The following is a 25,510-nucleotide window of genomic DNA, read 5'->3' as shown; positions in this document are numbered from 1 at the left end:
ACACTGGAGACACATCAAAATGGCTAAGAAAACCGTAACGCGCGGGGAGATCGCCAAGATCACCCGCCGCACGGATGCAGTCGGTGCCTACGCTGGAAAAGGCTGGGTACAGGCTGTAGCGTTTGTGATGCTCTTGGGCTTTACCATCATGGCTGTCTTGGCGATGCGCACCTACGCGCTCTCTATGCCGCTCCCCGATAAGATCGTCGGCAATGACGGTAAAGTTATCGCAACTGCTGAGCAGATTCAGCATGGTCAGGAGCTCTATCAGAGCCGCGGTTTGCAGCAGTACGGCTCCGTTCTGGGTCACGGTGCGTACATCGGTCCGGACTTCACCGCAGAGTACCTGCGCAAGACCACCGATGCCGCCGTTGATAAATACCGCTCAGAAGGCAAGCAAGAACCGCGCGAAATCGTTAAAAACGAGTGGCGTCACGAGAATAAATACGACGAATCCAGCAAAACCCTTACCTGGACCGAAGGACAGACCAAGGGTTTCAGCTTGATGACAGACCACTACAAGGACACCCTTACCCGTGGTGATACTTCCTTAGGTCTTTTCCCGAACGCTATTAAGAGCGACGAAGAACTGCACGATTTGACGGCATTCTTTGGGTGGACGGCATGGGCGTCGGCCGCCGAGCGTCCTAACCAGGATTACACCTACACCAATAACTGGCCCGCAGAACCGAACGTTGATAATAAACCTACTGCAGACCTCATGGTTTGGTCGGCTCTATCGCTCATCGCCCTCATTGGCGGTACCGGCTTGTTGTTTGCCATATATGGTCGTTGGTCGCGCACCATCGGTTGGCACGGCGAAGAAGCCCCAGTCCTTGACTTCCGGCAGCCGGATGAAGTTAAGCTCACCCCCTCCCAGAAGGCAGCTGGACTCTTCTTCATCACGATTATTGTTCTATTCCTCCTGCAAGCCTTGGTGGGCGCTCTCACCGAGCACTATCGCGTTGAAATAGACGGGTTCTTCGGTATCAATATGGGTGAGCTACTGCCCTACACCGTGTCTCGAACGTGGCACGTACAGCTCTCTCTCTTCTGGACGGCTGCGGCGTTCCTAGCTGGTGGTATCTTCATTGCCCCGCTTATTACCCGCAAAGAGCCAAAGAAGCAAGGTCTGCTCACCGTCGTCCTCTTCGTGGCCGTGGTTATTGTGGTGCTCGGGTCGCTTCTCAACGAATGGTTCTCGCAAAAGGGCTGGATACCCGAGAACACTATCTTTGCGCAACAGTGGGAGTACCTTGATCTACCGCGTTTCTTCCAGATTCTGCTCACCGCTGGTATGTTCATCTGGATTGTCATTGTTTGGCGTACCCTTAGCTCACGCCTCAAGAGCGGGAAGAAAACCTCCATGCCTTGGTTGTTCCTCTTCTCAGGTCTGGCAATTCCGATGTTCTACGCCGTGGGTATGCTCGCTGGTCAGCGCACCCATTTCTCAGTCGCCGAGTTCTGGCGCTTCTGGGTGGTACACCTGTGGGTTGAAGATTTCCTCGAACTCTTCACCACTGTGATGGTCGCTTACGTCTTCGTACTCTTGGGTGTGGTGCGCGAGCGCATCGCTATCTCCATCATCATGATGGATGCAGTGCTCTACTCCGCCGGTGGTGTGGTTGGTACTATGCACCACACCTACTTCGCTGGTACTCCTTCGGAACAGATGGCATTCGGTGCGTTCTTCTCGGCAGCAGAGGTTATTCCGTTGACCTTCCTGACTGTTGAGGCGTGGGGCTTCATGCAGTTGGGTGCTCGCCAGTACTCCAACCGCACCAAGCCGTTCCCGCATCGTTGGGCTGTGATGTTCCTTATTGCTGTAGGCTTCTGGAACTTCTTGGGTGCAGGTGTCTTCGGCTTCCTGATCAACCTGCCGGTTGTTTCGTACTACGAAATCGGCACTGCACTCACCGCAAACCACGCGCACGGCTCTATGATGGGTGTGTACGGTATGTTGGCACTGGCCTTCGCGGTGTTTGCGTTGCGTTACCTGATTCCTGAGAATAAATGGCCTGAGAAGGGGCTGAAGTTCTCATTCTGGGCCTTGAACATCGGGCTGATCTGGATGGTCTTTATTTCGCTTCTGCCGCTGGGTGTCGCTCAGTTGTATAAGTCCGTGGGTGAAGGCTACTACGAGGCCCGTTCCTTCGCGTTTATTCACGATGGTTCAACTGTGATTATGGACTGGCTGCGCTTACCGGGCGACGTGATCTTCTTGGCTGGTATCATGCCGCTGCTCAAACTCGCATGGTTGGGTATAACTTCGTACTTCTCACAGAAGAACAAAGAAACTGTTCTGGAGCTCCCCGAGCCGCCGCTATACGAGTTGGTGGATGATGAGCGCATCGCCGAGTTTGCGGGTGCTAAGGCTGCTGACGAGCTTCCCGAACAGACAAGTCCGTACCGTAGCGATCGTCGAGGCTGACTATCATGCCTGAGCAAATTGCCGGAGTATCCCTGATGGTGTGGCTATCCAGCGTTTATGCGCTGGGGCTAGTCGCCGTCGGGTGGGGCTTCGATATTCTTGCTAAGCGTACAAGCCAACGTTTCGTGGCATCCCGGACTTTCGGGTTCACCTACCACGAGAGTAACGATGCGTGGCTTTGCCCCGAGGATCAGTGGCTGTGGCCGGTAGCGTTTGATACGGATAATCGTGTGATGCGCTACCGTGCCAAGCCGAGCGTGTGCAATACCTGTCCTATTAAGGACACTTGCACCGTCTCGTCTAATGGGCGTGAACTTACGCGTGAGGTTGATGAGTGGCCTTACTCGGAGTCGGGTAAGTTCCATCGCGGTCTTGCCGTGACGGTTGCGCTTTTCGGCCCTATTATCGTGGGTGCTACGGCTCTGGCCTGGCATGCTCCCTTGGAGCTGCTGGTGGAAGCCGCCGTTATTGTGGCTTGTTTATCACTCACCTATCCCTTGGCTATCAAGCTCATTAAGTCACCTGAGAACTTTGTGGCAGATCCTAAACATATTCCTGGGTCTACTGCGGATGAATCGGTGGCGGTTAAGATGGATAGGTTTGCCGCTAAGTGGGGCGGTATTGGCAATGAGCGTAAGCGCCGCACCGACGATGCTCGTAAGCAGATAATCTCTGCTGCAACTTTGCCTGTGCGTTCTTCGCAGATTGATCCTGATCGTCCGGCGTGGAGCGGCGAGGGGACTTCTACCCCACGTCTGCATAAAACTACCGCAGAGGTTATTCAGGAGCAGAATCTCGAAGAAGTCTCTCGTTAGTGTGAGGATGCGCGCCCCGGTTTCTAAGGTACCGTCGTTGATGAATTGGTAACCTAGAGATCGGGGTGCGTATTGTCACCGCATCTAGATTTTTCTCAGCACGCATCTACACAGGTCATTCCTACTGACCGTTACCAACATATTTTTTAGAGGACATGATGGATTCTCTTACCGTTCTTTCGATTGTTATTCCGATTCTTGTAATCGTCGCTTTTCTGATTATTCGTACCCTTCGGGTCATCCCTGAATATCAGCGCGGTATTTCTTTCCGCTTCGGTCATCTGCGTTCCGAGCTGAAACCTGGTATTAACCTGGTGGTTCCGCTCATCGATTCGCTGCAGCGCGTGGACATGCGTGTGATTACGCTGACCATTCCCCCGCAGGAAGTTATCACAAAAGATAACGTTCCTGCGCGCGTGAACGCGGTAGTACTTTTCCGTGTGATTAGTGCAAAAGACGCCGTACTTGAGGTCGAAAACTACCCGATCGCTACTTCTCAGATCGCTCAGACTACACTACGTTCGCTGTTGGGGCGTGTGGATCTTGATACTTTGCTGGCGCATCGTGATGATTTGAATGCGGATTTGCAAAGCATTATTGATTCACGCACCCGCCCGTGGGGTATTAAAGTTGAGCTGGTTGAGATCAAGGATATTGAGATTCCTGAGGCCATGCAGCGCGCAATGGCTCGTGAGGCTGAGGCTGAGCGTGAACGCCGCGCCAAGATCATTTCGGCACGTGGTGAGCTTGAGGCTTCATCTCAACTTAAGGAGGCTTCTGACATTCTCAGTGATTCACCGGCTTCGTTACAGTTGCGGTATTTGCAGACTCTCTTGGAGTTGGGCGCTGATCAGAATTCGACGGTTGTTTTCCCGCTTCCGCTGGATATTGTGGGACCGCTTATGGGGGCTTTGAAGGGTGCTTCTCACGAGGAAAAGTAACAGCAGCCTTCGATAAATATCACAGAAATATCCGGAACAGTTCTTTCCCACAGACTCGGGGAATATAGCTTGTTCCGGATATTTCTTTAACCTATTCACCTCAGGGCGTAGAAATCGTGAAAATAAGCAAGGAACCTAGCAGCTCTACTTAAGGCTCGATATATTGGATTCCTAACTTTCCTGTTTATCGCACACAGATTGGATTTATCATGTCAAAGATTCTTGTTATTTCAGGTCACCCGAACCTGCCAGATTCCACCGCAAATAAGACGGTTCTTGATGCCGTAAAAAACCATTTTGGCGATGCGATAAACATGCGTGAACTCGACAAACTGTACGTGAATGGTAAATTCGATGTTCCAGCCGAGCAGAAGGCACTCGCGGAAGCAGATATCGTGGTGCTTCAGTTCCCTGTGTACTGGTATTCGGTGCCGGGATTGTTGAAACAATGGATTGATGACGTTTTCGAGTATGGCTTCGCATACGGTTCGCAAGGCACGGCGCTGCGCGGCAAGAAACTCTTAATCTCTGCGACTGCGGGAGCTCCCGAGAATATGTACCGTGATGCTTTGCCGTATGAGCTCACAACCACATACGCCGATTTTGGGAATACTGCCGCTTTCACGGGTATGGAGTTGGAAGAACCTATTTTCAGCTACGGCGCATCAAGTGATCCGGGGAATGCCGCAGCGGTACGGGCTATTGGTGAGAATCATGGCACCAAACTCATCGCCAGGTTAGAATCCTTGCGGGCTTAGTATATTGCGGTTGCTATTTTCTTTTTCGGCGGCATCGCATTAGGTATTTGTCATGCATTTTATGGGTAATGTTGTGCATCGTACACCTTCTGGAAAACTAAAAGCTTGTTAGCAGTATGTATTAGATTCGGCATAATGTTCACAGGCAGACATAGGGAATAGCGTGCTAATATACGAAGGTGGCAAACTTGAGCTTATACTTGAATCAGCACTCACAAGCTCATGATTCTGATGTTTAATAGATTGGATGACTATGTCTAATATCCTGATTATTTCGGGGCACCCTGACCTTACGACTTCTAACGCTAACAAGGCTATTCTTGATGCCGTGCGGGCACGGTTCGGCGATAACGTCAAGATTCGTGAGCTCGACAAGCTGCGTGTAAACGGTAAGTTTGACGTACCTGCTGAGCAGAAGGCACTTGTGGAAGCAGATGTCATTGTTCTGCAGTTCCCGGTGATGTGGTATTCAATTTCTTCTCTGCTGAAGCAGTGGATTGACGACGTTTTCGAGTACGGCTTCGCGTATGGAGAAAACGGCACCGCTTTGCAGGGTAAGAAGCTTCTGATCTCTGCAACCGCTGGCGCTATTGAAGATGTCTACCGCACTATGCTGCCACGCGACGTATCTGCTACGTTGACCGAGTTTGAGAACACCGCAGCGTTCACCGGTATGCCTCTTGAAGAACCACTGTACAGCTACGGCACCACTGGCGACCCCGATAACCCCGCTGTTGCTCGCGCCATTGGTGAGGATCACGGCAAGCGCCTGATTGAGCGTCTGGAGGCTCTGGGGGCATAGTCCCTTTTACCTACCTGCTAAAAGGCTCTTTATCCAAATCAAGCGGTGAAAAATACGCTTGATTTGGCTAAAGAGCCTTTTACGTTGTCGTATGCGGGCCGACCAGTGGGATGTTACCGCAACGCTCTATGAGCCTGGTCGAAAAAGTCACGTTCATATAGGCATGCGCTCATATATGCCTGCGCGGCGGCAACACGCTGACTGGGGGAAGCCTGTTCAAATGCTTCCTCAACAACCGCCACGCAGCGGCGCACATCTGCAGCAAACTCTTCGCCGCCATACACCGAAATCCAGGCATTATACGGATGTTCCTCGTGGGTTTTCTCCAAGAGCCGGTAACCGATCTCAAGGTACAGCCAGTAGCATGGAAGCGCCGCAGCTGCACCCACCACATAATCCTCACCAGCGGCAGTAGCACGTAAAAAGTTCGTGTACCCCATTGTCACTGCCGAAGGTGCACCACGCCGAATACCACCCTGCTCCGCAGGAATAGCGGGATGCGCCGCCAACCATTCATCGTGCAGAAGCGATTCCTCAACAATTGCCGCCTGGGCACCCGCAGCCCAATGTACCTGACCTTGCGATGAGGTGGCACGTGCCGAAAGAGTAGCTAAGGCGCGAGAATACTGGGCAAGGTACTGCGCATCTTGGTCTAAATAGAAGCCGAATAAATCCTCGTCAAGCGTGCCGTCGCCCAGCCCGCGAATAAAGGGCAAATCGAGAATGTCACGCCAAATATCACCGGTAGCTTGCCACAGGGCGGCAGTCCACGGACCCGCCGGGGCTACCTTCGACTCTGGGGATTTCCGCTGCGCAGGTTTCACCAAATTCTTGGGGCTCTCGCCCGTAAGATTTTTATCAGCGTATAAGTGCTCCCACGGTTTCGTATCGGCTGCATGTTCCAAACGGCGAGCACGTGCCTGATGATCGACCGGTCCGTGACCCTGCCCGCTGCCCACGTGCAGTTCCTCACCCGCGATAATAGCCTCGTTGAGCCACCGGGTGCTCCATGCCAGCGCGTTCGTGAGTACTCGTACACTCAGCTCATTATTGCCATTCACAAGAGCAAGTCCAAGGCGGGTAGCAAGACTTGATGAGAGCGAGCACCCGGTACCGTGGGTATTCTTCGTTTGGACGCGATTGGTGGCCACATGTGTATGAGTTCCATCAGGGAAAACAGCCGAGTTTCCGGCGTCCTCCCCCGTCAGGTGACCGCCCTTAACAATCACGATCGTGCCAGTGCTCCCCGCGAGCTGAGCCGCCTGGTTATGCGCCTCCTTCAAAGTCTGGGCAGGGTTGCTCTCACAGAGCACCGCGAGTTCGGCGATATTCGGAGTGATAACATTTGCCTGCGCCACCAATTCGCGCAGTGCCTGCTCGGCGTCTTGACTAATCAGGCGATCGCCGCTGGAGGCAACCATCACCGGATCAAGTACCACCACTGGTACCGGATGTTCTGCAAGCCAGGTCTTGACGGTAGTGATAGTTTCAACATCGCCGAGCATACCAATTTTAACGGCATCCACAGTCACATCGTCGAAAACTGCCGCAAGCTGTTCTTGTAAAAACTCGGTGGGTGGAGCAAAAATGCTGCGAACCCCTTGTGTATTCTGTGCGACAAGCGCGGTTGTGGCGCACATACCGTAACCACCGCTTGCGGCAATAGACTTGAGATCAGCTTGGATTCCAGCACCGCCTGTAGGGTCGGTTCCGGCAATGGAAAGCACACGAGGCGTAGATGTGTTTAATAGCGTCATAGCTATAAGTCTCCTTGGGATGGGCGTGGCATCGCTGCAAACGCACCACGCTATCTAGATAATGATGAATCGGGTGTTTCAGAAAGAAGGTTAATGCTGCTCTGCCACGGTTCGATATCCCTTCGCTAGTTCTAACTAGAGCAGGTTCAATGGGTATATCTCAGCTCCAGATCACAGCGCCGTGCTGTGTATCCGTTACAAAATGGAGCACCCCATATCGCGTTTTCACTGTAGCATATACCGTTGGGCTCAATAGGTTCACGGACTTTATGTGTTATTGCCGTGCACATATCTCTAAGTTTTGGTAATTTTCAAACTCTTATAAAGTAATATTTCTTATTCTTTACATGTAACAGTACTGTTGAAAAGGGTCGCGCTCCCCTGCGGCCTGCTGTATATTCACCCAACCACGAAAGTTCACTGATGAGCATTCCTGCCCTTAGGCACAACAGTGTGCCTCAAAAAGTCCTCAACCGTCGTGCCCTGATAGCCTTCGCATCGGGGATCTGCGTTACTGAGTTCCTGACCGCTTGCGGAGAGCAAGCACATGAGACGGCATCTGCTCGTGCCGAAACATCCAACACCACAGACGGTAGCTCCAGCCCACATGGTACCGAATCTGCCTCACCTGAGGCCCAGGCACATCCGACCTTCACTAAGGGTTATTCTGGTGGCTCTGAAGCGCCCAAAGGTGAGTACCGTCCTGCAGACGAAAAAGGACCCGCGCAGAACGTCCCCAAGCCCAAAAAGCCCGAAGACATTGGGATTGAGACACCGGAGGCGCTTTTTCACTTTATTCAGTATTGGAACGACCTGCGGAATTACGCTATACAGACTGGAGACGTACAACCATATGCTGACTATACGTCTGAAGGTTATAAAGAAGAGGAAGAGATTGCCAACTATGTCTATAGGCTCTACCAAAAGGGAGGATGGGCAGTTGGTGGTACTAGAAAACTCACCTTTGACCCGTCCACTCTGATATCGCCAAGCGATCACGTTTACCTCATCATCGGAAATATTATCGCTAACGATGTCGTCTACTTAGATAACGAAGACTATAAGACCCATACCTATCCCTTGTCCGAACAAAATAAGAACACTATCGAGTTCGGTATCGTTTTCAAATCAACTGGTCACTGGGCATTTGCTGGGATGGAAAAAGTTGAGCTCAAATAAGAAACGCGTTTTTTGCGCTATAACAGTAATTTTCTTCTGTACAGTGTCATACTCTTCTTCTGCTGCAAACGACTATTCAGGCAATATCCACGGAGGTAAACTCACGGTTAAGGGAACCTCGTCTTCCAGCAATTCACAACAGCCTAACGAACCTCATACGGTACCTCAACAAAGTAATGGATATCGAGATACTGACGCGAAGCAAGGTATCGCCGATACAGGCTCTAACGCTCCCGCAACCGTGAGTAGTGTAGGAAATACCTTCGATGTCTACAATGGTAATGCTTCTAAAGATGCGCCCTGTCTCTACCAAGGGAAACCTGGTAAAGTAGCCCGTGTTCCCCTACCCATTGACGATTCAGGCAACTATAAACAATACGGTGTCGTTCAGTCAGGAAACGGCGGTATAACGTGCGTTCCCAACGATCCTGCAGACCAAAACACACCTGAAAACGAACCTACTGCCGATAACGCCCAAGTTCGCACCCAAAAGATAGAGCACCAGGTTCGGGAGCAACTCGCCGAACTTACCACCACAAAACCCGCACTACATTTCGACGGGCATGAGCCCCACGTCAATACCGGGATCAACACAAACTTCTATGTGACCGGTGTTAAAACAGCAGCACGTGATACTACTATCCTTGATGAAGAAGTCACGATAGAAGCTGTTCCCGTTGCCTATACCTATGAGTACGGTGCCGGCGACCCTGTTTACACAACGCGGGATTCAGGAACCGCGCAAGGCTCTGTCTGGGACAAGAGTAAACGTAACTTTAAACCCACCGATACCAGCTATGCTTTCAAAGAATCCGGCAACTATCATGCTTACGTTACTGTCACCTATCAGGGTCGGTACCGTCTCAAAGGTGGAGACTGGAATATTGTTGGCTCGCTTACGGTTCGCAGTGATCCCACTCTAGTACGCGTGTGGGATACCGAGGTGCATTCTGTAGGTAAAACCTGCCGCGAAGACCCTGGTGCTCGAGGATGCCCAGAACATCCGGATGAGCCCGATCGTAATAACCCGAATCCAAAGTTAACGCAGCCTGACCCAGTGACAGGGCAGCATTGGCATCGCGATGACTCGGGAGCAGGCGATACCGAATGGCGGCTCCATAAGAAAAAATAAATCCCAACCAATTCTATAACCTGTCCGAGCGTCGTACACTTTTCTTCTCTATCGTGCCGTTGTGCCCATCTACAAGAAGGGCAGAGAGTGTACGGTTCTTGACTATCATCTTCTAGGTCAGAGCGAAAATCTCAGCGGGCGTGCCCTCAGCGGTAATCATGCCTTCCTGAAGCAAAACGGCACGGTCTGCCAGGGATGCGATACGCGCATCGTGCGAAATAATCAACACAGCACGATTCGCGAGCACGGCCTGTAATGATTCGGTCGCGTCCACAAGCTCAAGCTGGGTGGTCGATTCATCAAGAATAACCGCGTGAGGGTTTGCCGCGACGATGCGCGCTAAAGCAAGCTGCTGAATCTGGTCACGGGTGAGTTCATGATCTCCCGTACCGATGCGCGTCTTCAACCCTTGGGGAAGCTCACGCCACCAGCGGGCGTTAACAGCATCCAGAGCTTCACCGATCTGTTTCTTGGTGGCCTCTGGTACTACAGCAGTGAAATTATCAATAACGGTACCAAAGAAAATATGTGCCTCTTGGGTACAGACTAGTAGTCGCGGCCTACCATCTTCGTACTTGTCGGTTGGAAATTCCCCATTGCCAACTGGTTTTCCCAGCACACGGATTGTACCGTCAAGCGCGCTCAAGGAACCGCCAATGAGCCTTGCAAGCGTGGTTTTTCCAGAGCCAGAACGCCCCACTAACGCTAAGCACTCCCCAGGTGCAATCTTCAGATTAATATCAGTCAGTACAAGCGCATCTGAAGAATAACCGTACGAAACATGGGAGCACTCGATTACATGTGCGGTATTCCCCAAAGTTTCATGATGTTGTGCTCTACGAATATCTTTGCGCCGAGCACGCTGCGCTTGCGCCAGATTAATAATCCCAAACACACGCCCCATATTAACCAGCATTATGCGTATATTGCCCACGTGATGCCCCAAAATATCCGCCATAGTTCTCAGGCTGAAAACCATAATGGATGCAGTCGCCAAGGCACCCCAGGTTGCCCACCCTTGCATGACGCAGAAGGACCCCCAGAGCAAGCAGATAACGGTAGGGAACCACGCATTCAGAGCATCAAGCGTGTAATAATTCTGGCGTATACGCACCATCTTGAGTGTAGCCCGATAACGCCGGTCGTTATCAGCCTCGAATGTTTCGTTGCGGGCATCATGCACCCCAAGTTCACGAATGGTGGATGCGCCCCGGACGTTCTCGGTCAGCACGCTATTAAGCTCGCTCGTAATCTCCTGCACGCTCTGATTTTCACGGGCAAGACGCGGCAGAAAATATCCCATCAGCAAGCCCAAGCCGATAATCATAGGCAGGAAGATAACGCTCAGAGGTATGCTGAGTGCGGCAAGTGAAACCATAGAAACTACGAAATACAGAATCACAAAAAGAATTTCGAGCAGGTCAAAGCTGACGGCGTTCGAGGCTGAAGACAGGTCATCAGTTACTCGTGTGAGCAGGTCGCCGCTGCCGGATTCCTCGACGGTTCGCGCATCAAGATTTAGAGTTGCATCGATGGTATCTATACTTGCTTGGCGTGTTACGAGGGCGCCAAGACGGGCGGCGCTGTACATAGCCAAAAGCATCACGATGGCTTGAGCAACAGTAGCGGCAAGAATGATCAATACAGGTTTCCACGGAAATTGCGCATACTTACCAGCCACAACGTCGTCAACAGTTGCACCAATCTGCAGAGGCACTACCGCGCCCATGACGCTGCTCAACACATAAACCATAAAAGTGAAGAATGCACGCCCTCTATAACGCACAATATAAGAACCCATTTTCTGCACAACCACACGGGGCGGTTCGGTTGGTAACTTAGACATGATTTACCCTCTGGGTTTCGATATTGTTATCTCGCGCAATACGCCGAGATACTTCTGCAGTTGTCGAAATAATGTAAATAGTCTCAAAGCCCGCAAGCAGCCCAGGATAGAGCTCTGGTGCTGCAGGCGTGCCCACACATTCCTCAAGTCTGTCGTAAATATATTTCTGGCTTGGCTCATCCACAGAATTAAGGGGCTCAGTCAAAATGAGTATTTGGGTGTCCTGAGCGAGAGCACGCGCAAGAGCTAAACGTTGGCGTTGTCCGCCCGACAGGTTAGCCCCTTCACTAGTGATCAGCGCTTCAAAATATTCATCTGGATTTCGCCCACCCAAACGGTAAGCAATTTCGCTAGAGTCGGTTATCTGAAGGAGAGCTTCATCTTTCGCTTGCGCAGCTATAGTATCTTCGGGCGGTACGGTGCCCAGACGTAGGTGATTCCGCAAAGTTCCGGCGAAAATCATAGGGTTAGGCTCACTTAGTAGGATTCGCTGTTTATCCGGCAGTTTTTCGGCAGCGAGCGCACGCACATGTTCGACAAGCGATTCTGCATACTCTTGAGCAGTCAGCTGCCAATGTCGAGGATTGATGTATACGATGCGCGCGTTGCGTGCCTTTGCGGGAACCTGCGGGATATCGACGACCGGCATATCGTGTTCTTTCCCATGGCTCACATATGCTTCAAGTTCGGTATCTGTTCGCGGTTCTTTGAGCACACCTTGACGTACCCCGGCGTACCCTTCAAGCCGAGCAACTTTAGCCAGCCCCACCTTGGCGTAACGCCATTCGGTGAGAAAGTTTTGTGAAATCCAGACGGGCCCACCCATCATGGCGATAATAGAAGCAACCGTTACTAGGGAAGCAGCTGGAACATCAGGTACCCAGCGTCCGTTCTCAACGTGTCCCGTCAGCGCGAAACCAATACCAAGCAGGGTGACTGTTCCGCTGAGGAATACGCGGATAAGGAACATCCAGCGATGAGTTTTCTCATATTCCATGAGAGCATCGAAAACATCATCTGCTCCCTGGTGATAGCGCTCGCGCATTTGCTGTTCCGCGCCCAGTCCCGTGATGGTGCGTAGTCCTGTTGCTATATCTGAGGCACGCGAAGAATTTTCACCATCTTTCGCGCGGTAGACGCCCACTTTACTTTCCATGAAGGTGGAGTATTTCGCCAGAACCCATATCACTAAGGCTGTTCCGGTAAGAGTCACCGCAGCAGTGAGCGGACTAATGAGCCACAACTGTATAGCGCCTAAAGTTGCGATAATCATGGCGTTGGTGAAGAGAGGGATTGAGAAGAATACTGCGCTGATACGGCGCACGTCTTTGCTCATAACGGTAACCATCTCACCCGCATTGTTCTTATGCGCTGCGCGGTTGAGCAGGGCGTTAATATAGGTGCGCCAGTCGCGGTCTAGCTCGGCACCAAATTTCATGGATGCGCCCCACCCAAAGTATTCGTTGAGCGCGATAAACCCGATGGAGACGACAACGACCCAAAACAGCAGCCAGGCATCAGCCGTGTGTCCTGCGATTTGGTGGTTGATAAAAGTGCCCACGACAACGGGAATGCCGATAGCGCCTATACCCGCAGTAGTTTCGCCAAGCATGGGGATAACCCAACGGTACCAGGGATATGTATAACCGGGGGCACTCACACGTAAAGATACCCGATTTTTCAGGTCATCGTCAGAAATACCTACCTTGGGAGTTTGTGAGGACTGTGTAGGATTTTTCTGCTGGTGCTGTGTCGTCTTTGTACTAGTGGGAGCTTCTTCTGTACTTCTTTGGTGATGCTGCTCATCCACGTTCGCCATATGTGCCTCGCTTATACCCTCTATTTCATTAAATATTGAGGCTAACACATTTACCTTATATATGTGACATGTTGCATTGCAGATTTTATAGTTTTCTGCTGTACCGCTTATTTTCACGAGGGCCTACAGAAAACTAGCTACGATAGTTTTGTAGACAATCTAGATGAAACATACACAACATGGGATGTCACGCAGTAATTTTTGGCGCGAAGACTCAAGACGCTGATTCTATACGTTCATGTGCCGCGGTAGAGTACACTCTCGACTCCACGGTTCGATAGTTCTTGCGCAAGCGCCACAATTTTCTCCGGGGTGACATCGTGAATATCCGATGAGGTTTCAAGAAGTATTCCCTGATACAGGGGTTTTCCTAAGTCGCTGATTAGTTCGCATACTGCTGGTTCGCTGAAATAGGTTTTCCATCCTAGAGATGGTGTATACGCTTCTCTTTTCGGTACAGCACGTAACCAAGTGGTTGTTGTCCATGTGGCTAAGTGCGGTGACCAACAACGAATAATTGTTTCTAGCAGTTGGTGACCGGATTCAAGAGTGGGTTCTCCCTGTGAAGATTCTGGCACTTCGGGGTCTCGCCAAAATTTGATCAGGACAAAGTTTTTAAAATTCTTATTGTCGGTTTGTATTCCCACGCATCCTTGGACAATTATTGGGAGCGGCCCCAGATATTCAAGGTTAAAGTAGTACCCAAATGAGGCGTCTGCATCTGGAGTTTTCGCGCCCTCTAGCTGGCCCAGTAGCAGATCAGTCAGTCCGGGAGTAGAATTTTCAACATTGGCCCCTAACCGCTGAGGAGCTTCGCGCATGATACGCCAGTGTCCGCCCGGGTACAGTGACTCAAGCGAGGTCATAAAATAGTGAAGTTCTGACACACAATCATCAAGAGTATTTTTCCTTGCGGTCGCCCAGTATCCCGCTATTTGTGTGTCCTTTAAGGATATTCTCATGCTATATTGCGTACTCCTTATCAGAAGGGAAACTAACCGCACTTCGCTATACGCAAGTCTAACAGTCAGAGGGGTTTCTGCTAGCGTAAAAAATGACCATAACCTAAGTTTCCTGTGGCGTGTATATCTTGCGCAACGCAATAGTCACCCAATATTGTGCGCATCGCTGATTTTGACGGATTCTGCTAATTCTCTGCCCCTAGACTCGGTAAACTTGAAGCACCATGAGCATTCTTGAATACCTTTCCCCCAAACTCGCGGAGAATCCCGGCGGTTACAAACGGCGCGACTATACCGGCAATCCGCTCACCCCTGATGAAATCTATGAGGCATTCACCGGGTGGATCTCTAGCCGAGGCATGACGCTTTACCCGGCTCAAGATGAAGCTGTCTTGGAAATTGCGGCGGGGCATAACGTGGTGCTGGCTACCCCCACCGGTTCTGGTAAATCTACAGTGGCAGTGGCGGCGCATTTTACCGGTTTGGCGACTGGGCAGCGTTCTTACTACACCGCACCCATCAAAGCGCTTGTTTCCGAGAAATTCTTTGATCTTATCAAGATTTTTGGTGCCGAAAATGTCGGTATGATTACCGGGGATTCAGCTATTAACGCAGATGCCCCCATTATCTGTTGTACCGCCGAGATCCTGGCAAATATTACTCTGCGCGAGGGTAAGTCTGCGGATGTCTGCCAGGTTATTATGGATGAGTTCCATTTCTACTCCGATCCGCAACGCGGCTGGGCATGGCAGCTGCCGCTTTTGGAGCTTCCGCAGGCGCAATTCTTGCTCATGAGCGCGACCCTGGGCGACACCACGCGCTTCCAGGAAGAGATGACAGCGCTCACCGGCCGCGAAAGTGTGCTGGTTGCCAGTAGCGACCGCCCGATTCCGCTTCATTTCTACTACTCAACCGACCCCATTCAGGAAACGGTTCAGGAGCTTGTGCAGACTAAGCAAGCCCCCGTCTACATTGTTCATTTTTCGCAGAAGGCCGCCCTGGAACAGGCAAACGCGCTGCTGCCGGTAGCTATTGCTTCAAAGGAAGAGAAAGAGCGGATCGCGCAGCTTATTGCGAAGTTCAGGTTTGGTCCGGGTTTCGGCAAGGCGCTGAATAAACTGGTGCGGGCCGGTATTGGTATTCACCATGCGGGAATGCTCCCTAAATATCGTCGCCTCGTGGAGAGGCTTGCGCAGGCCGGGTTGTTAAAGGTGATTTGCGGTACCGATACCTTGGGCGTAGGCATTAACGTACCTATTCGCACTGTACTTATTACGGCCTTGTCGAAGTTTGATGGGTCGAAGAATCGCCGCCTGCGCGCACGTGAATTTCACCAAATCGCGGGACGTGCCGGTCGAGCTGGTTTTGATACCGCCGGTACCGTAGTGGTGCAGGCGCCCGAACACGATATAGAAAATGCGCGCCTATTGGCCAAAGCACAGGCGAAGTTCGGTGACGATACAAAGAAGATTAATCAGTCACTGTCGTCTAAACGCAAGAAAGCGCCGGAAGGTTTTGTGGGTTGGTCAGAGAAGACCTTCGATCAGCTGGTCGCGGCAGAGCCTGAGCCGCTGACTTCTTCGTTCGATATTACCCACTCAATGCTTTTGAACCTGATGCAGCGCCCTCAGAACCCGGTGGTCGCAGCCTATCGCATTCTTCAGGCGAATCATGAGCCTCCACAGCGTCGCCGGGAGCTTTTGCGTAAAGCCGTCAGTATCTATAAGGAACTACTGACCGGCGGGGTTATTGAGCGCACAGATACCCCGGATGAGCATGGCTCATACCTGCGGCTTACCGAAGATTTACAGGATAACTTTGCTTTAAATCAGCCGCTTTCTGCATTCGCGGTGGCAGCCATTGAACTTTTGGATCCTGATTCTCCCAACTATGCTTTAGATGTTCTTTCGCTGATTGAGGCAACTTTGGAACCGCCTCACCTGGTGCTATATGCACAGGAGCGTAAGGTTAAGAACGAGCTTTCAGCGCAGCTGAAGGCAGACGGCGTGGAGTATAACGAGCGTATGTATGAGCTCGATCAGGTAACCTACCCTCGGCCTCTCACTGAGTTAATCGAGCAGGCATACACTACGTATCAGCAGTCGGCACCCTGGGTGGCACGTTTTGAGCCGCATCCAAAATCTGTGGTGCGTGATATGTACGAGCGCGCTATGGGCTTCAACGACTTTGTGCAGTACTATGCGTTAGAACGTGGTGAGGGCGTGCTGTTACGTTACCTTTCGGATGCGTATAAAGCGCTGCGGCAAACGGTACCCGAGTCGGCCGTCAACGATGATCTTGCGGAGATTATCGAGTGGCTGGGTGAACTAGTGCGCCAAACCGACTCATCGCTGGTGGACGAGTGGGAGAAACTTGCCGCTGGCGAGGACGCTGCATCCTTGGCAACTGACCGTGCCGCCGCCGAGATTAAGGATGATACTCCCCCAGCCGTCACGAAGAATGTACGTGCGTTCCGGGTAATGGTGCGCAATGCTCTCTTCCGCCGTGTTGAGCTTTTCGCCGATGAGCGAGAGAACATACTTGGGGAACTAGATGAGGCCTCAGGATGGGATGCTGACGCTTGGGCGGATGCGATGGATGACTATTTTGATGCCCACGACGATATCTATACGGATGCTGAGGCTCGCTCCCCTAAGCTCGTTCAGATTGACGATGATGTGCGGGAACATCCTGGCGTATGGAAAGTACAGCAGACCTTTGCTGATCCTGAGGACAACTTCGACTGGGGTATTCGGGCGGAGGTAAATCTTGCTGTTTCCGATGATGCTGGTTACCCAGTTCTGAAGATCCTAAGTGTGGGTGAATTCTAAAATATGTGCGATCAGCTGCGTACTTTCAATGCATTGTTTAAACATTTCATAATCCAATACAACGATTCCAGTGCTATAGAGTTCGCATAGCCTTAAACTATCGAGGGTAGGATTGCCCCTCGCGTCTATAAATTTATCCTCTTCCACATCATTTTGCACCGTCATACATTGCAAATAGTTTGCGTAATTTGATGTACTTATAGTCCACATACCGCGTTTATCGAACACGCTCATTTTCCAAATATGAAGAATAGTTTCTTTACTTAGAAAAATATGTTACAAATCACAATTTTCTGCCAAAGTGCCTAAATTTTTAGAATATTTAGTATCTTACATCACAAAAACTTCTATAAATCCTAAATTTTTTGTGATCTGAAACAAATTTTATGGAAGTGCACTACCAAAATCTCTCTGCGTTTCCGACCACTACAACCTTCAACCACGTAAACTATAAGATACAGTTACGATTCAAAACACACAGATAACAAGAATCTAACCTTAATATCAGCATATATTCTGCCAAGTATATACTTATACCTGACATATACTGTTGATTACATATTAAGGTTCGCCTATGTAATTCTTTGTGTCTGTTGTGCTCAGTAACGCATCCCGGAATTTGCTCTGATAGGCAAACAGGGAAAGACAGTTATCACTACATCTCAGACATTTAGGATTATCATACGTGGCAAGCTCAATTTCTAGACGTCGTGTTATTCAGGGCACCGCATGGGCAACCCCCATTGTTATCGCCAGCTCCGCTGTTCCTGTGTACGCATCATCCCGCGAAAAATGCGTTCCCGACATTTCTGTCCCGGTTAACCAGAACCTCACTAATGATGGGTCATCTACCCTAGAAGCTTTCACCATTCCTGCTGGTGTTGAAACCGTTACTTTCCGCATTACTGGCGGTGTGGGCGGCTCTTACCGCGGTCTTGCAATGCATGGTTCCGGCGGCCGAGGCGCACTCATTACTGGGACTCTTGCGGTCAAGGAGAATGACGTTCTCAAGTTTGTTCTTGCTGGGGGCGGCGCCTATAACCGCGATAAGCCAACGGAACCAGGTAAGGGCTGGGCTAATGGCGGTTCACACGGGCCATCCTACAAAACGACCGACGCACGCACCGTCAAATTCTTTGAAGGCCCCAACACTGCCGAGGAATACTACGGCCCTACAGGCGGTGGCGCATCTGCGGTATTCCTCAATGACAAACTCATTGCCGTCGCCGGTGGAGGTGGCGGAGCGGGGACTAGGTTCTATTCCTACACCGTATGGAACGATATGCAGTCCGGTCCCCAACCCAAAGAGTTCCTCCCTCTCATTCTTGAAACGACCGAAGCTGCTCAAGGCGGCAGCGGCGGCGCTGGAAACGGCGCAAATGGCAGCTCATTCTCTGAAATCTACAAGTTCTTCCCCGGTCCTAGCATAAGAGCAAACGGTGGTTTTGCGGGTGAGAATGGCAAAGGCGGCGCTGGCGCAACGACAGGTGGTCTGCGCAATATGGATTCCAATGCTTCCATTGTTTTTGCCACTAACGATGAGAACGACGTATTTTACGAGGATGTAGCTGGCAAATCGGGTGAAGACGCTACCCTTGACAGAAACAGCCTCGGCAATAACGGCGGCACAGGCGGTGGCAGCGTAGTTGGTCGAGCCTTTGTCGATAACCGTCAGTTTACCCACAAATATCTGCACCAGGGCGCGATTGTGCATTCCTCAACCGGTGGCGGGGGTTACGGCGGGGGCGGTTCTGGCTCCGTAACGACCGCAGGCGCTTATGCTTCTGATCAGCGCTGGGTTAAATACGACCGAGGCGGCTGGGCTCCTGTTGGTGCTGCCGCCGTGTCTGGCGGCGCGGGTGCGGGCGGTTCATACCTAACCCATGATGATGCTCTCCTTGAAGGGCAGATCCTACCGGATCTGGTCACCCGTCCGGCTACTGCTTTGAGCCGTATTAACGCCGTGGCAGAACTTTCTTGGTGCCGCCTCCCCAACAGCGATGACCCCAAGAAAGAAAACTCGGATAATAAAGACAATAAAGGTGAGTAAGTAAAGACAACGCCGAATAGCATATGATGATGCTTACGCGTTACGGCGCTCTCTAGAGATAAGGCTTTGCATGTGTAGAATTTTGACCATGCAAAGCCTTATCTCATATACCTCAAACAAGTAAAACTTTACATCAATACTATTTCGAATCTGACTTCATGTATGTGTATCGCAAGCCATAAATTTTATCAAAAATAACTTTACCAATAAATCATTTCTAGATGCTCCCTACATCAAAATCTCTTCTCACGCATTTCATTATGCTCCCTCATTCACTACATGACACATTTTTAATATTTTTACTCAATATCATTCCGTAAGAGGTTGAGAGATTTGTAAATATCACATCAATATTGACGTAAAATAGTGAATTTTATAATATTCTCAACTTTGGGAATACTCTTCACAGAGAAAATACTCTATAATCTTTAAATAATCCATGCGCTTCAAATAATCGCACTATATCCATCCTCGAAAGGCGCCACTACACAAAATAACTTAGGACTTTCTCATCTCTGCAGAGCAGTTTCATATCAGAGTTTTAACAGCTCTGACTGATAAATCTGCAGAGGTACCAAGGATAATGACACCTATCGCCTACTAATGACAGTGGTGATAATGCCATCATTCGATAGTGCGTCAAAACTAGCGCCAAGATTTTCATATCACTCACACATCAAACACTGGAAGGATACAATGAAGCATTCCATATCTCGCCGCAACGTTGTTAAAGGTGCTGCGTGGGCTACTCCTATGGTCGTAGCAAGCGCTTCTGTACCAGCTTTTGCATCATCGCTGTGCACCCCAGGTATTACCCTGGATGTACCCACTAACACTACAACAAACGGGGATTCTGTAACCCACACCTTCACCGCTGGCAATATTGAAGTCATGACTTTCACCCTTTTGGGCGGAGCCGGTGGTACTTATCAAGGCAATGCCCGCGATGGCCACGGTGGTTCTGGTGCTCTTGTTACCGGAACCCTTGATCTTAACCCAACCGATGAGGTAACCTTCATCATTGCTGGCGGCGGAGGCCCATATAATAATACCCCGTCTACACCGGGTAAAGGCTGGGCTGACGGTGGCTCTCATAGTGAAGCGATCATGGATGAAAATGAGTACACGAAGCGGTACAAGGAGCATTCTAGCAAGAGCCTAATAAACGAGCTATATGGTCCTACTGGCGGCGGTGCATCAGCAATTCTCTTGAATGGTACTCCTATTGCTATTGCTGGTGGCGGCGGTGGCGCAGGGGCTCGTCAGATTTCGCGTACTTCTTGGAATAAGGAGTTTTACGGTCCGCAGCCTGAAAGCTTTAAAGGTCTCAAATTCAATACAGGCGATATGGCAAACGGCGGTTCTGGCGGACGTGTGGGTGAACGCGGCGGCAGCTACCAAGAAACCTACTTGTTCTTCCCAGGACCTGCCCTCAACATGAACGGTGGTCTTGGAGGCGGTAATGGGCAGGGCGGAGCAGGTGCACCTGCAGGTTCTTTGTCTGATCCGAAGAGCAACAGCGCTATTTCCTTTGAGGGTTCACAAGAGCGCTACTTATTCAGCCAAAACGTTGCCGGTAACGCAGGTGCCGATGCTACCCTCACAAAAAATTCCCAAGGAAATAATGGAGGTCAAGGCGGTGCAGGCGTGGTTGGTATCGGTATGGCTATTACCTGGTACCGCACAAGTGATCTGAACCAGTGTTCCATTCTCCACGGCTCAACCGGCGGCGGCGGATACGGCGGCGGCGGTAGCGCGTCAGTGACTACCGCTGCCGGTTATGGCGCGGATCAATCCTACGCCTCTGTCACAGGTTGGGTTGATGGGAACTACATCGAGGGGGGATACTGGTCACCAGTTGGCTCGGCGGCGTTCTCCGGCGCAGGTGGCGGTGGAGGGTCCTACGTCGATACCTCTCGCGTCTATGACTCCAATATAACTACTGGTAGCAACATTGGTAAGCCCGGTATGCGTGTGAATGGCGCGGCAACCGCTGTGGTGTGCCGTAATTTCACAGCAGATAAGAAGACCAAGTAAATAAAGTACGGTGCGAAATACGTACAAGTATTTCGCACCGTATTTCTTATCCCTCTAATACGTGTAACTAGGGATCTACACCTTATACGTTGATTGTTCCGTCCCCTTACTGCACTTTGCAAATCTTTATATCAACTTTTCAATGCCTTACCTTAATCCTATGAAAGCAAAATCCCCTCCTTATCTCGTCGAACTTCTTGTACAGGGGTCGGCATGGCATGTCTCCCTCGTGACAGCAAGTACTACCATTCCCCGCTTACGCATCATCAGTGGAATGTGAATATGGGGGGCTACGGACAAGTCTTTGCAAATACCTCATCCGACGGTACGTCACGTACATGTACAGTGACGGTAGATAAGAAGGATATGGCCTTTACATTTTCTATTACCAGTAGCTGTAGAAGGTCGTATCAGGTCTCTGCTCAAGGCGGCATCGGGATGCGAGCGATTCATATGTAGATAACTAGCACATCTATACCTCTAATATTTCTTAAGCATACCCCCGGGTTCCCCAGGTCGTCGTGTTAATGGAACCGCTGAGTCTTCGCTGTGCAAGCTTTCCTAATATATTCATGAATACGCATATATAAGCGAATCTGACTTCTTGCACTACCATAAAACTATCGCGCTCTGCCTTAAGAGGTGGGGCGCGATAGACTATATACATGATGAGTTTATAGGTATGAAAGAAGGTTCACCGTTGACCATTTCTGCACTTCCTCAAGTTGAATACCGCCAAGGCACCGTCGTCAAACATGATGGATACGAAATTATCGACCATTGGTTTCAGGTTCCGCTCACTCACGGCCTGATTTTTTCCAAAGGGCGTGATGCCGCGCTATCTTCACGTTTTGCAGATCAAAGCATCAAAATTTTTGCTCGTGAAGTCATCAATACAAGCGAGACTCTGACTCTTCCCGTCGAGAAGCGTCCCTATATCGTCTATCTACAGGGCGGTCCTGGGTTTGGTTCCCCTAAGACCGGTTCCATCGGTGGGTGGATAGCCGAGCTGGCTAAAACTCACCGCGTTATCCTGCTGGATCAGCGTGGTACCGGTATGTCTTCTCCCCTATCCGCACGCAACATTACAGCGGTGGGTGACCCCCAGATTCAGGCCGAATATGTTGAGCTTTTCCGGGCAGACTCTATCATCGCAGATGCGGAAGCTATACGCGAGGTTTTGCTCGCCAGCCGTAAGGACAAGCGGTGGTCAACCATCGGTCAGTCCTTCGGCGGATTCTTGACTCTGTCTTACCTGTCCTTCGCCCCACAATCACTGCGTGATTCGAGGATTACTGCGGGTTTGGCACCAATTCGCACCACAGTAGACAACGTGTACCAGCATACCTTCGATCGTATGGCTGAGCGCAACAAGGAATACTATGAGTGGTTTCCCGAGGATGCAGCTCTCGCTACTCGCATCGCAGAACATCTGCGCACCCACGAAGAGTACCTTCCCACGGGTGAGCGTCTGACCGATCACCGTTTTCAGATGGCTGGCCACTATTTAGGTGGGCGCTGGCGCGAGCGCGGTCTGCACTACTTCTTAGAAACTGCTTTCGCTGAAGGAGATGATCGCCTCTCAGATCAGTTCCTCTCATCCATGAGCAGCGAAGTTTCTTTCCTGGCAAATCCTCTCTATGCCCTTATGCATGAGACGATCTATGCAGATGGTCCCGCTGACGGTACCTTGCCGGGCATTGCGGGTTATGAGCTCTCACCTTCGCCTGCCCCCACTAATTGGGCAGCGGCACGGGTAGCGGCACAGCGCCCCGAGTTTTCGCCTGAAGCCGATACTCTCTTCTTCACGGGCGAGCACATTTTCCCGTGGTACTACGAAGAAGATCCTGCCCTGCGCCCTCTGGCAGATGTTGCGCAAATTCTTGCGGAGAAGAAAGATTGGGGTCGACTCTACGATCATGAGCAGTTGCATCGGAATGAGGTTCCGGTAGTTGCTGCAGCTTACAACCCAGATATTTATGTGGATTTTGAGAACTCAATGGAGACAGCCCGATGGGTTGGTAATACTCAGGTATGGACCTCAAAAACTCATCATCATGATGGTTTTGGTTCCGATCCACTCACTATTTTGGGCCATTTGAAGAATATGCTAGCAGAGGTTCATAATCAGTAAATTCTTCGTGAATACTAAAATCCGGTACAGCTTCTTACGAAGCTGTACCGGATTTTAGTTTTTCCGACCCCTACATTTTAGTGAGCAACGGTAAAGCGAACACCAGGATATTTTGGGGTTTCCGCTTCATCAAGCAGAGCAACAGCAAAATCTTCAGCACTAATCTCAGTACCAGCAGGAGTGTCAAGCGATACATTGTATTTGCCGGTGCGCTCACCGGGACGGATAAGAGGTGCGGGGGAAAGCAACGTCCAAGCTAATCCTTCGGATGCTCGGTATTCTTCAAGGATCTGGCAGAAAGCTTTGGCTTCATTTTTGTATGCCTCGGGGAACCCAGCGGTATCAACGAGACGCACGCCATTTTCGTCCATGAGGGAACCGGCACCACCTACAATCAGTAGACGGCCAGCAGGCTTGGCTGCAATTAGCGCCTTATGAGCGTTGATAACCGGATCTGCAGAAGTACCGCGACCGGCAGAAACAGCAATAATGGTAACGTCGTGGCCGTTAACGATTGAGACAAGTTCGTCGGTGTTAGCTAGATCAACGGTTTTTCCCTCTGCACCGGGTACAGCGTTACCGGAACGGCTGTATGCATCGACCTGATGCCCGCGCGCGACCGCCTCTGCCACAATACGTTCCCCGACCATACCGGTTGCCCCAATAACCGCAATATTCATCTGTTTATCCTTTCCTATTTCCAAGCATGCCAATAGCTCAGATTTTTGCCTTCTACTCCCCCGGCTTGCCGGGCTTCCGAGACAATAGTATCCTTTAGTAACCAGATACCTCAAGGTAACTATAGAAACTTTCTCAATTTTTGGACTGGAAAGTAGTTATGGCTGCAACTCTAACATCACATAATGGAGCCCCCGCCAATATTCTGGCTAGCGCGTGTCCTTCACGTACTGTATTGCGACATCTTACGGACCGCTGGACTCCTATGATTGTTGCTGTTCTTGCCGATCAGCCAAGTGCTCGTTTTGGGGAGATTAAGGATCATATCGAAGGGTTATCCCCCAAAGTTCTTACCCAGACTTTGCGCTCCATGGAGCGCGATGGCCTGCTCACCCGCGCGGTCACGGCTTCTATGCCACCACGTGTAGATTATTCATTAACTCCGCTTGGTAATACACTTATTGCCCCGATGAATGCTTTACGCCAGTGGGCAGAAACTAATATGGATGCAGTTCTCGCCGCCCGCGAACGTTACGATCAGAACGTTGTTGCCTCATAGTTTTCCCTAGGCAGGAAGCATCTACCCCGCAAATTCAAAGCAGGGTGAGGTAATTCCGATTGCTCGGGCTACGACTTTATCGCGCCGTTTTTCTTCCGCGGCAACAGTAATAACAGTTTCGAGGCGGTAAAGCCCTTCCTGAGCAGTTACATAAACCTCATGCGCAGACACCTGCCCGCCAAGAGGAACAGAGGTTGATTTGTTAGTGTTCTGCCTCGGCTTTGTCGTATAGGTATGCCCACTGTTACGCACCTGGACCCCTTCAGGGTCATAGAGGTAAACATCCAACTTGACGTCACCTTTGCCTTTGCGCCTACCATGGTCTGCGTCATGTGCCGCTACAGAGTATTTAAAAGAATACCGACATCCTGGTCGTAGCTGAGCTTCTGAATCGTAGCCAGCACGGTACGCCGTGCGCAAAACAATACTCGCTTTTTCATTGCCTACTGCGGTGCTTTCCGACATCCAGTATTCCTGCCCACCAATAATTTTTATCCCATTCGAGGCAGGCGATATCAGCTCCCCGGATGCAGGATTGGAGATAGACCACCGCTCCAACTGGGCAAAACTGGGTCCAGGTACATCTTCACAGCCGGAAGCTGCAAAAGCTGGTACTGTCACTGCTGACAGCACTGCAGGTACAGCCCAGGCTATACCCTTAGTAACAGTGCGGCGATTTGCCCTGTAATCGCAGCTCTGCGACGCACCGGTTCGCACAGGTATTGTTCCTTCTTTCAAGTTTTGATGACCACCTAAACCCTTATGGAACAAGAACACAT

18 protein-coding genes and 1 riboswitch are annotated in these 25,510 nt (G+C 50.8%); of the genes, 12 read left to right on the top strand and 6 right to left on the bottom strand.

Features of this window, described 5'->3' with window-relative positions:
- Window positions 1-19 precede the first annotated feature (19 nt).
- The 5 genes from HMPREF2625_RS08110 (at window position 20) to HMPREF2625_RS08090 (ending at window position 5,747) form a co-directional block, all read left to right on the top strand.
- A complete protein-coding gene (locus HMPREF2625_RS08110) occupies window positions 20-2,431 on the top strand; it encodes a nitric-oxide reductase large subunit (protein ID WP_013399013.1) in 2,412 nt (803 codons plus the stop codon).
- Between the two features lie 5 nt (window positions 2,432-2,436).
- Window positions 2,437-3,246 carry a transposase gene (locus tag HMPREF2625_RS08105; RefSeq protein WP_037230884.1) on the top strand — a complete coding sequence of 270 codons (810 nt, stop codon included), beginning with the start codon at window positions 2,437-2,439 and terminating at the stop codon, window positions 3,244-3,246.
- Between the two features lie 158 nt (window positions 3,247-3,404).
- Window positions 3,405-4,187 (top strand): slipin family protein, encoded by a 783-nt coding sequence (locus HMPREF2625_RS08100; protein WP_004004593.1) that lies wholly within the window; start codon window positions 3,405-3,407, stop codon window positions 4,185-4,187.
- A gap of 209 nt (window positions 4,188-4,396) precedes the next feature.
- A complete protein-coding gene (locus HMPREF2625_RS08095) occupies window positions 4,397-4,945 on the top strand; it encodes an NAD(P)H-dependent oxidoreductase (RefSeq protein ID WP_070523791.1) in 549 nt (182 codons plus the stop codon).
- A 253-nt stretch (window positions 4,946-5,198) separates the two neighbouring features.
- Window positions 5,199-5,747 (top strand): NAD(P)H-dependent oxidoreductase, encoded by a 549-nt coding sequence (locus HMPREF2625_RS08090; protein WP_004004591.1) that lies wholly within the window; start codon window positions 5,199-5,201, stop codon window positions 5,745-5,747.
- A gap of 113 nt (window positions 5,748-5,860) precedes the next feature.
- Here the strand turns inward: HMPREF2625_RS08090 and HMPREF2625_RS08085 are convergent, their stop codons facing one another.
- Window positions 5,861-7,504: a bifunctional hydroxymethylpyrimidine kinase/phosphomethylpyrimidine kinase gene (locus HMPREF2625_RS08085; protein ID WP_070523788.1), complete on the bottom strand. Its 1,644-nt coding sequence runs from the start codon at window positions 7,502-7,504 to the stop codon at window positions 5,861-5,863.
- Between the two features lie 100 nt (window positions 7,505-7,604).
- Window positions 7,605-7,729: riboswitch (TPP riboswitch) on the bottom strand.
- Between the two features lie 198 nt (window positions 7,730-7,927).
- Here HMPREF2625_RS08085 and HMPREF2625_RS08080 point away from each other — a divergent pair.
- Window positions 7,928-8,683 carry a DUF6318 family protein gene (locus HMPREF2625_RS08080; protein ID WP_070523785.1) on the top strand — a complete coding sequence of 252 codons (756 nt, stop codon included), beginning with the start codon at window positions 7,928-7,930 and terminating at the stop codon, window positions 8,681-8,683.
- A gap of 43 nt (window positions 8,684-8,726) precedes the next feature.
- Complete coding sequence (locus HMPREF2625_RS08075; protein WP_246826759.1) at window positions 8,727-9,815, top strand: hypothetical protein; 1,089 nt, start codon at window positions 8,727-8,729, stop codon at window positions 9,813-9,815.
- A 112-nt stretch (window positions 9,816-9,927) separates the two neighbouring features.
- Here HMPREF2625_RS08075 and HMPREF2625_RS08070 read toward each other — a convergent pair whose 3' ends face one another.
- The 3 genes from HMPREF2625_RS08070 to HMPREF2625_RS08060 all read right to left on the bottom strand — a co-directional run bounded on the left by HMPREF2625_RS08070 (window position 9,928) and on the right by HMPREF2625_RS08060 (window position 14,442).
- Window positions 9,928-11,661, bottom strand: coding sequence for an ABC transporter ATP-binding protein (locus tag HMPREF2625_RS08070; RefSeq protein WP_070523782.1), 1,734 nt, complete (start codon window positions 11,659-11,661; stop codon window positions 9,928-9,930).
- Window positions 11,654-13,480: an ABC transporter transmembrane domain-containing protein gene (locus tag HMPREF2625_RS08065; protein WP_246826758.1), complete on the bottom strand. Its 1,827-nt coding sequence runs from the start codon at window positions 13,478-13,480 to the stop codon at window positions 11,654-11,656. The genes HMPREF2625_RS08070 and HMPREF2625_RS08065 overlap by 8 nt, the downstream gene beginning before the upstream one ends.
- 236 nt (window positions 13,481-13,716) lie before the next feature.
- Window positions 13,717-14,442, bottom strand: coding sequence for a hypothetical protein (locus HMPREF2625_RS08060; protein WP_246826757.1), 726 nt, complete (start codon window positions 14,440-14,442; stop codon window positions 13,717-13,719).
- A 224-nt stretch (window positions 14,443-14,666) separates the two neighbouring features.
- Here HMPREF2625_RS08060 and HMPREF2625_RS08055 point away from each other — a divergent pair, with 224 nt between their 5' ends.
- The 4 genes from HMPREF2625_RS08055 to HMPREF2625_RS08035 all read left to right on the top strand — a co-directional run bounded on the left by HMPREF2625_RS08055 (window position 14,667) and on the right by HMPREF2625_RS08035 (window position 23,494).
- Window positions 14,667-17,273, top strand: coding sequence for a DEAD/DEAH box helicase (locus HMPREF2625_RS08055; RefSeq protein ID WP_070523774.1), 2,607 nt, complete (start codon window positions 14,667-14,669; stop codon window positions 17,271-17,273).
- Between the two features lie 685 nt (window positions 17,274-17,958).
- The gene (locus tag HMPREF2625_RS08045) at window positions 17,959-19,323 is read left to right on the top strand and encodes a hypothetical protein (protein ID WP_070523768.1); all 1,365 of its coding nucleotides are present in this window, start codon (window positions 17,959-17,961) and stop codon (window positions 19,321-19,323) included.
- A 696-nt stretch (window positions 19,324-20,019) separates the two neighbouring features.
- Complete coding sequence (locus tag HMPREF2625_RS08040; protein ID WP_037230883.1) at window positions 20,020-21,360, top strand: hypothetical protein; 1,341 nt, start codon at window positions 20,020-20,022, stop codon at window positions 21,358-21,360.
- Between the two features lie 682 nt (window positions 21,361-22,042).
- Entirely contained in the window at window positions 22,043-23,494 is a 1,452-nt protein-coding gene (locus HMPREF2625_RS08035) for an alpha/beta fold hydrolase (RefSeq protein ID WP_070523762.1), read from the top strand.
- A gap of 77 nt (window positions 23,495-23,571) precedes the next feature.
- Here HMPREF2625_RS08035 and HMPREF2625_RS08030 read toward each other — a convergent pair whose 3' ends face one another.
- Window positions 23,572-24,174 carry an NAD(P)-dependent oxidoreductase gene (locus HMPREF2625_RS08030; protein ID WP_070523758.1) on the bottom strand — a complete coding sequence of 201 codons (603 nt, stop codon included), beginning with the start codon at window positions 24,172-24,174 and terminating at the stop codon, window positions 23,572-23,574.
- A 158-nt stretch (window positions 24,175-24,332) separates the two neighbouring features.
- Here HMPREF2625_RS08030 and HMPREF2625_RS08025 point away from each other — a divergent pair, with 158 nt between their 5' ends.
- A complete protein-coding gene (locus HMPREF2625_RS08025; protein WP_004004579.1) occupies window positions 24,333-24,731 on the top strand; it encodes a winged helix-turn-helix transcriptional regulator in 399 nt (132 codons plus the stop codon).
- 21 nt (window positions 24,732-24,752) lie between these two features.
- Here the strand turns inward: HMPREF2625_RS08025 and HMPREF2625_RS08020 are convergent, their stop codons facing one another.
- Window positions 24,753-25,448 (bottom strand): hypothetical protein, encoded by a 696-nt coding sequence (locus tag HMPREF2625_RS08020; protein WP_070523755.1) that lies wholly within the window; start codon window positions 25,446-25,448, stop codon window positions 24,753-24,755.
- Between the last annotated feature and the right edge of the window lie 62 nt (window positions 25,449-25,510).

The sequence above is a fragment of the Rothia sp. HMSC064D08 genome, from assembly GCF_001809525.1.
Lineage (GTDB): Bacteria > Actinomycetota > Actinomycetes > Actinomycetales > Micrococcaceae > Rothia > Rothia dentocariosa.
The sequence above is the reverse complement of the archived record's forward strand: the minus strand, read 5'-3'. Positions and strand labels throughout refer to the sequence as shown.

What these genes read in the sequence shown, in the direction of transcription:
- HMPREF2625_RS08110 (WP_013399013.1), top strand. Translation starts at nt 20, where the DNA reads ATGGCTAAGAAAACCGTAACGCGCGGGGAGATCGCCAAGATCACCCGC.
- HMPREF2625_RS08105 (WP_037230884.1), top strand. Translation starts at nt 2,437, where the DNA reads ATGCCTGAGCAAATTGCCGGAGTATCCCTGATGGTGTGGCTATCCAGC.
- HMPREF2625_RS08100 (WP_004004593.1), top strand. Translation starts at nt 3,405, where the DNA reads ATGGATTCTCTTACCGTTCTTTCGATTGTTATTCCGATTCTTGTAATC.
- HMPREF2625_RS08095 (WP_070523791.1), top strand. Translation starts at nt 4,397, where the DNA reads ATGTCAAAGATTCTTGTTATTTCAGGTCACCCGAACCTGCCAGATTCC.
- HMPREF2625_RS08090 (WP_004004591.1), top strand. Translation starts at nt 5,199, where the DNA reads ATGTCTAATATCCTGATTATTTCGGGGCACCCTGACCTTACGACTTCT.
- HMPREF2625_RS08085 (WP_070523788.1), bottom strand. Translation starts at nt 7,504, where the DNA reads ATGACGCTATTAAACACATCTACGCCTCGTGTGCTTTCCATTGCCGGA.
- HMPREF2625_RS08080 (WP_070523785.1), top strand. Translation starts at nt 7,928, where the DNA reads ATGAGCATTCCTGCCCTTAGGCACAACAGTGTGCCTCAAAAAGTCCTC.
- HMPREF2625_RS08070 (WP_070523782.1), bottom strand. Translation starts at nt 11,661, where the DNA reads ATGTCTAAGTTACCAACCGAACCGCCCCGTGTGGTTGTGCAGAAAATG.
- HMPREF2625_RS08065 (WP_246826758.1), bottom strand. Translation starts at nt 13,480, where the DNA reads ATGGCGAACGTGGATGAGCAGCATCACCAAAGAAGTACAGAAGAAGCT.
- HMPREF2625_RS08060 (WP_246826757.1), bottom strand. Translation starts at nt 14,442, where the DNA reads ATGAGAATATCCTTAAAGGACACACAAATAGCGGGATACTGGGCGACC.
- HMPREF2625_RS08055 (WP_070523774.1), top strand. Translation starts at nt 14,667, where the DNA reads ATGAGCATTCTTGAATACCTTTCCCCCAAACTCGCGGAGAATCCCGGC.
- HMPREF2625_RS08040 (WP_037230883.1), top strand. Translation starts at nt 20,020, where the DNA reads ATGAAGCATTCCATATCTCGCCGCAACGTTGTTAAAGGTGCTGCGTGG.
- HMPREF2625_RS08035 (WP_070523762.1), top strand. Translation starts at nt 22,043, where the DNA reads ATGAAAGAAGGTTCACCGTTGACCATTTCTGCACTTCCTCAAGTTGAA.
- HMPREF2625_RS08030 (WP_070523758.1), bottom strand. Translation starts at nt 24,174, where the DNA reads ATGAATATTGCGGTTATTGGGGCAACCGGTATGGTCGGGGAACGTATT.
- HMPREF2625_RS08025 (WP_004004579.1), top strand. Translation starts at nt 24,333, where the DNA reads ATGGCTGCAACTCTAACATCACATAATGGAGCCCCCGCCAATATTCTG.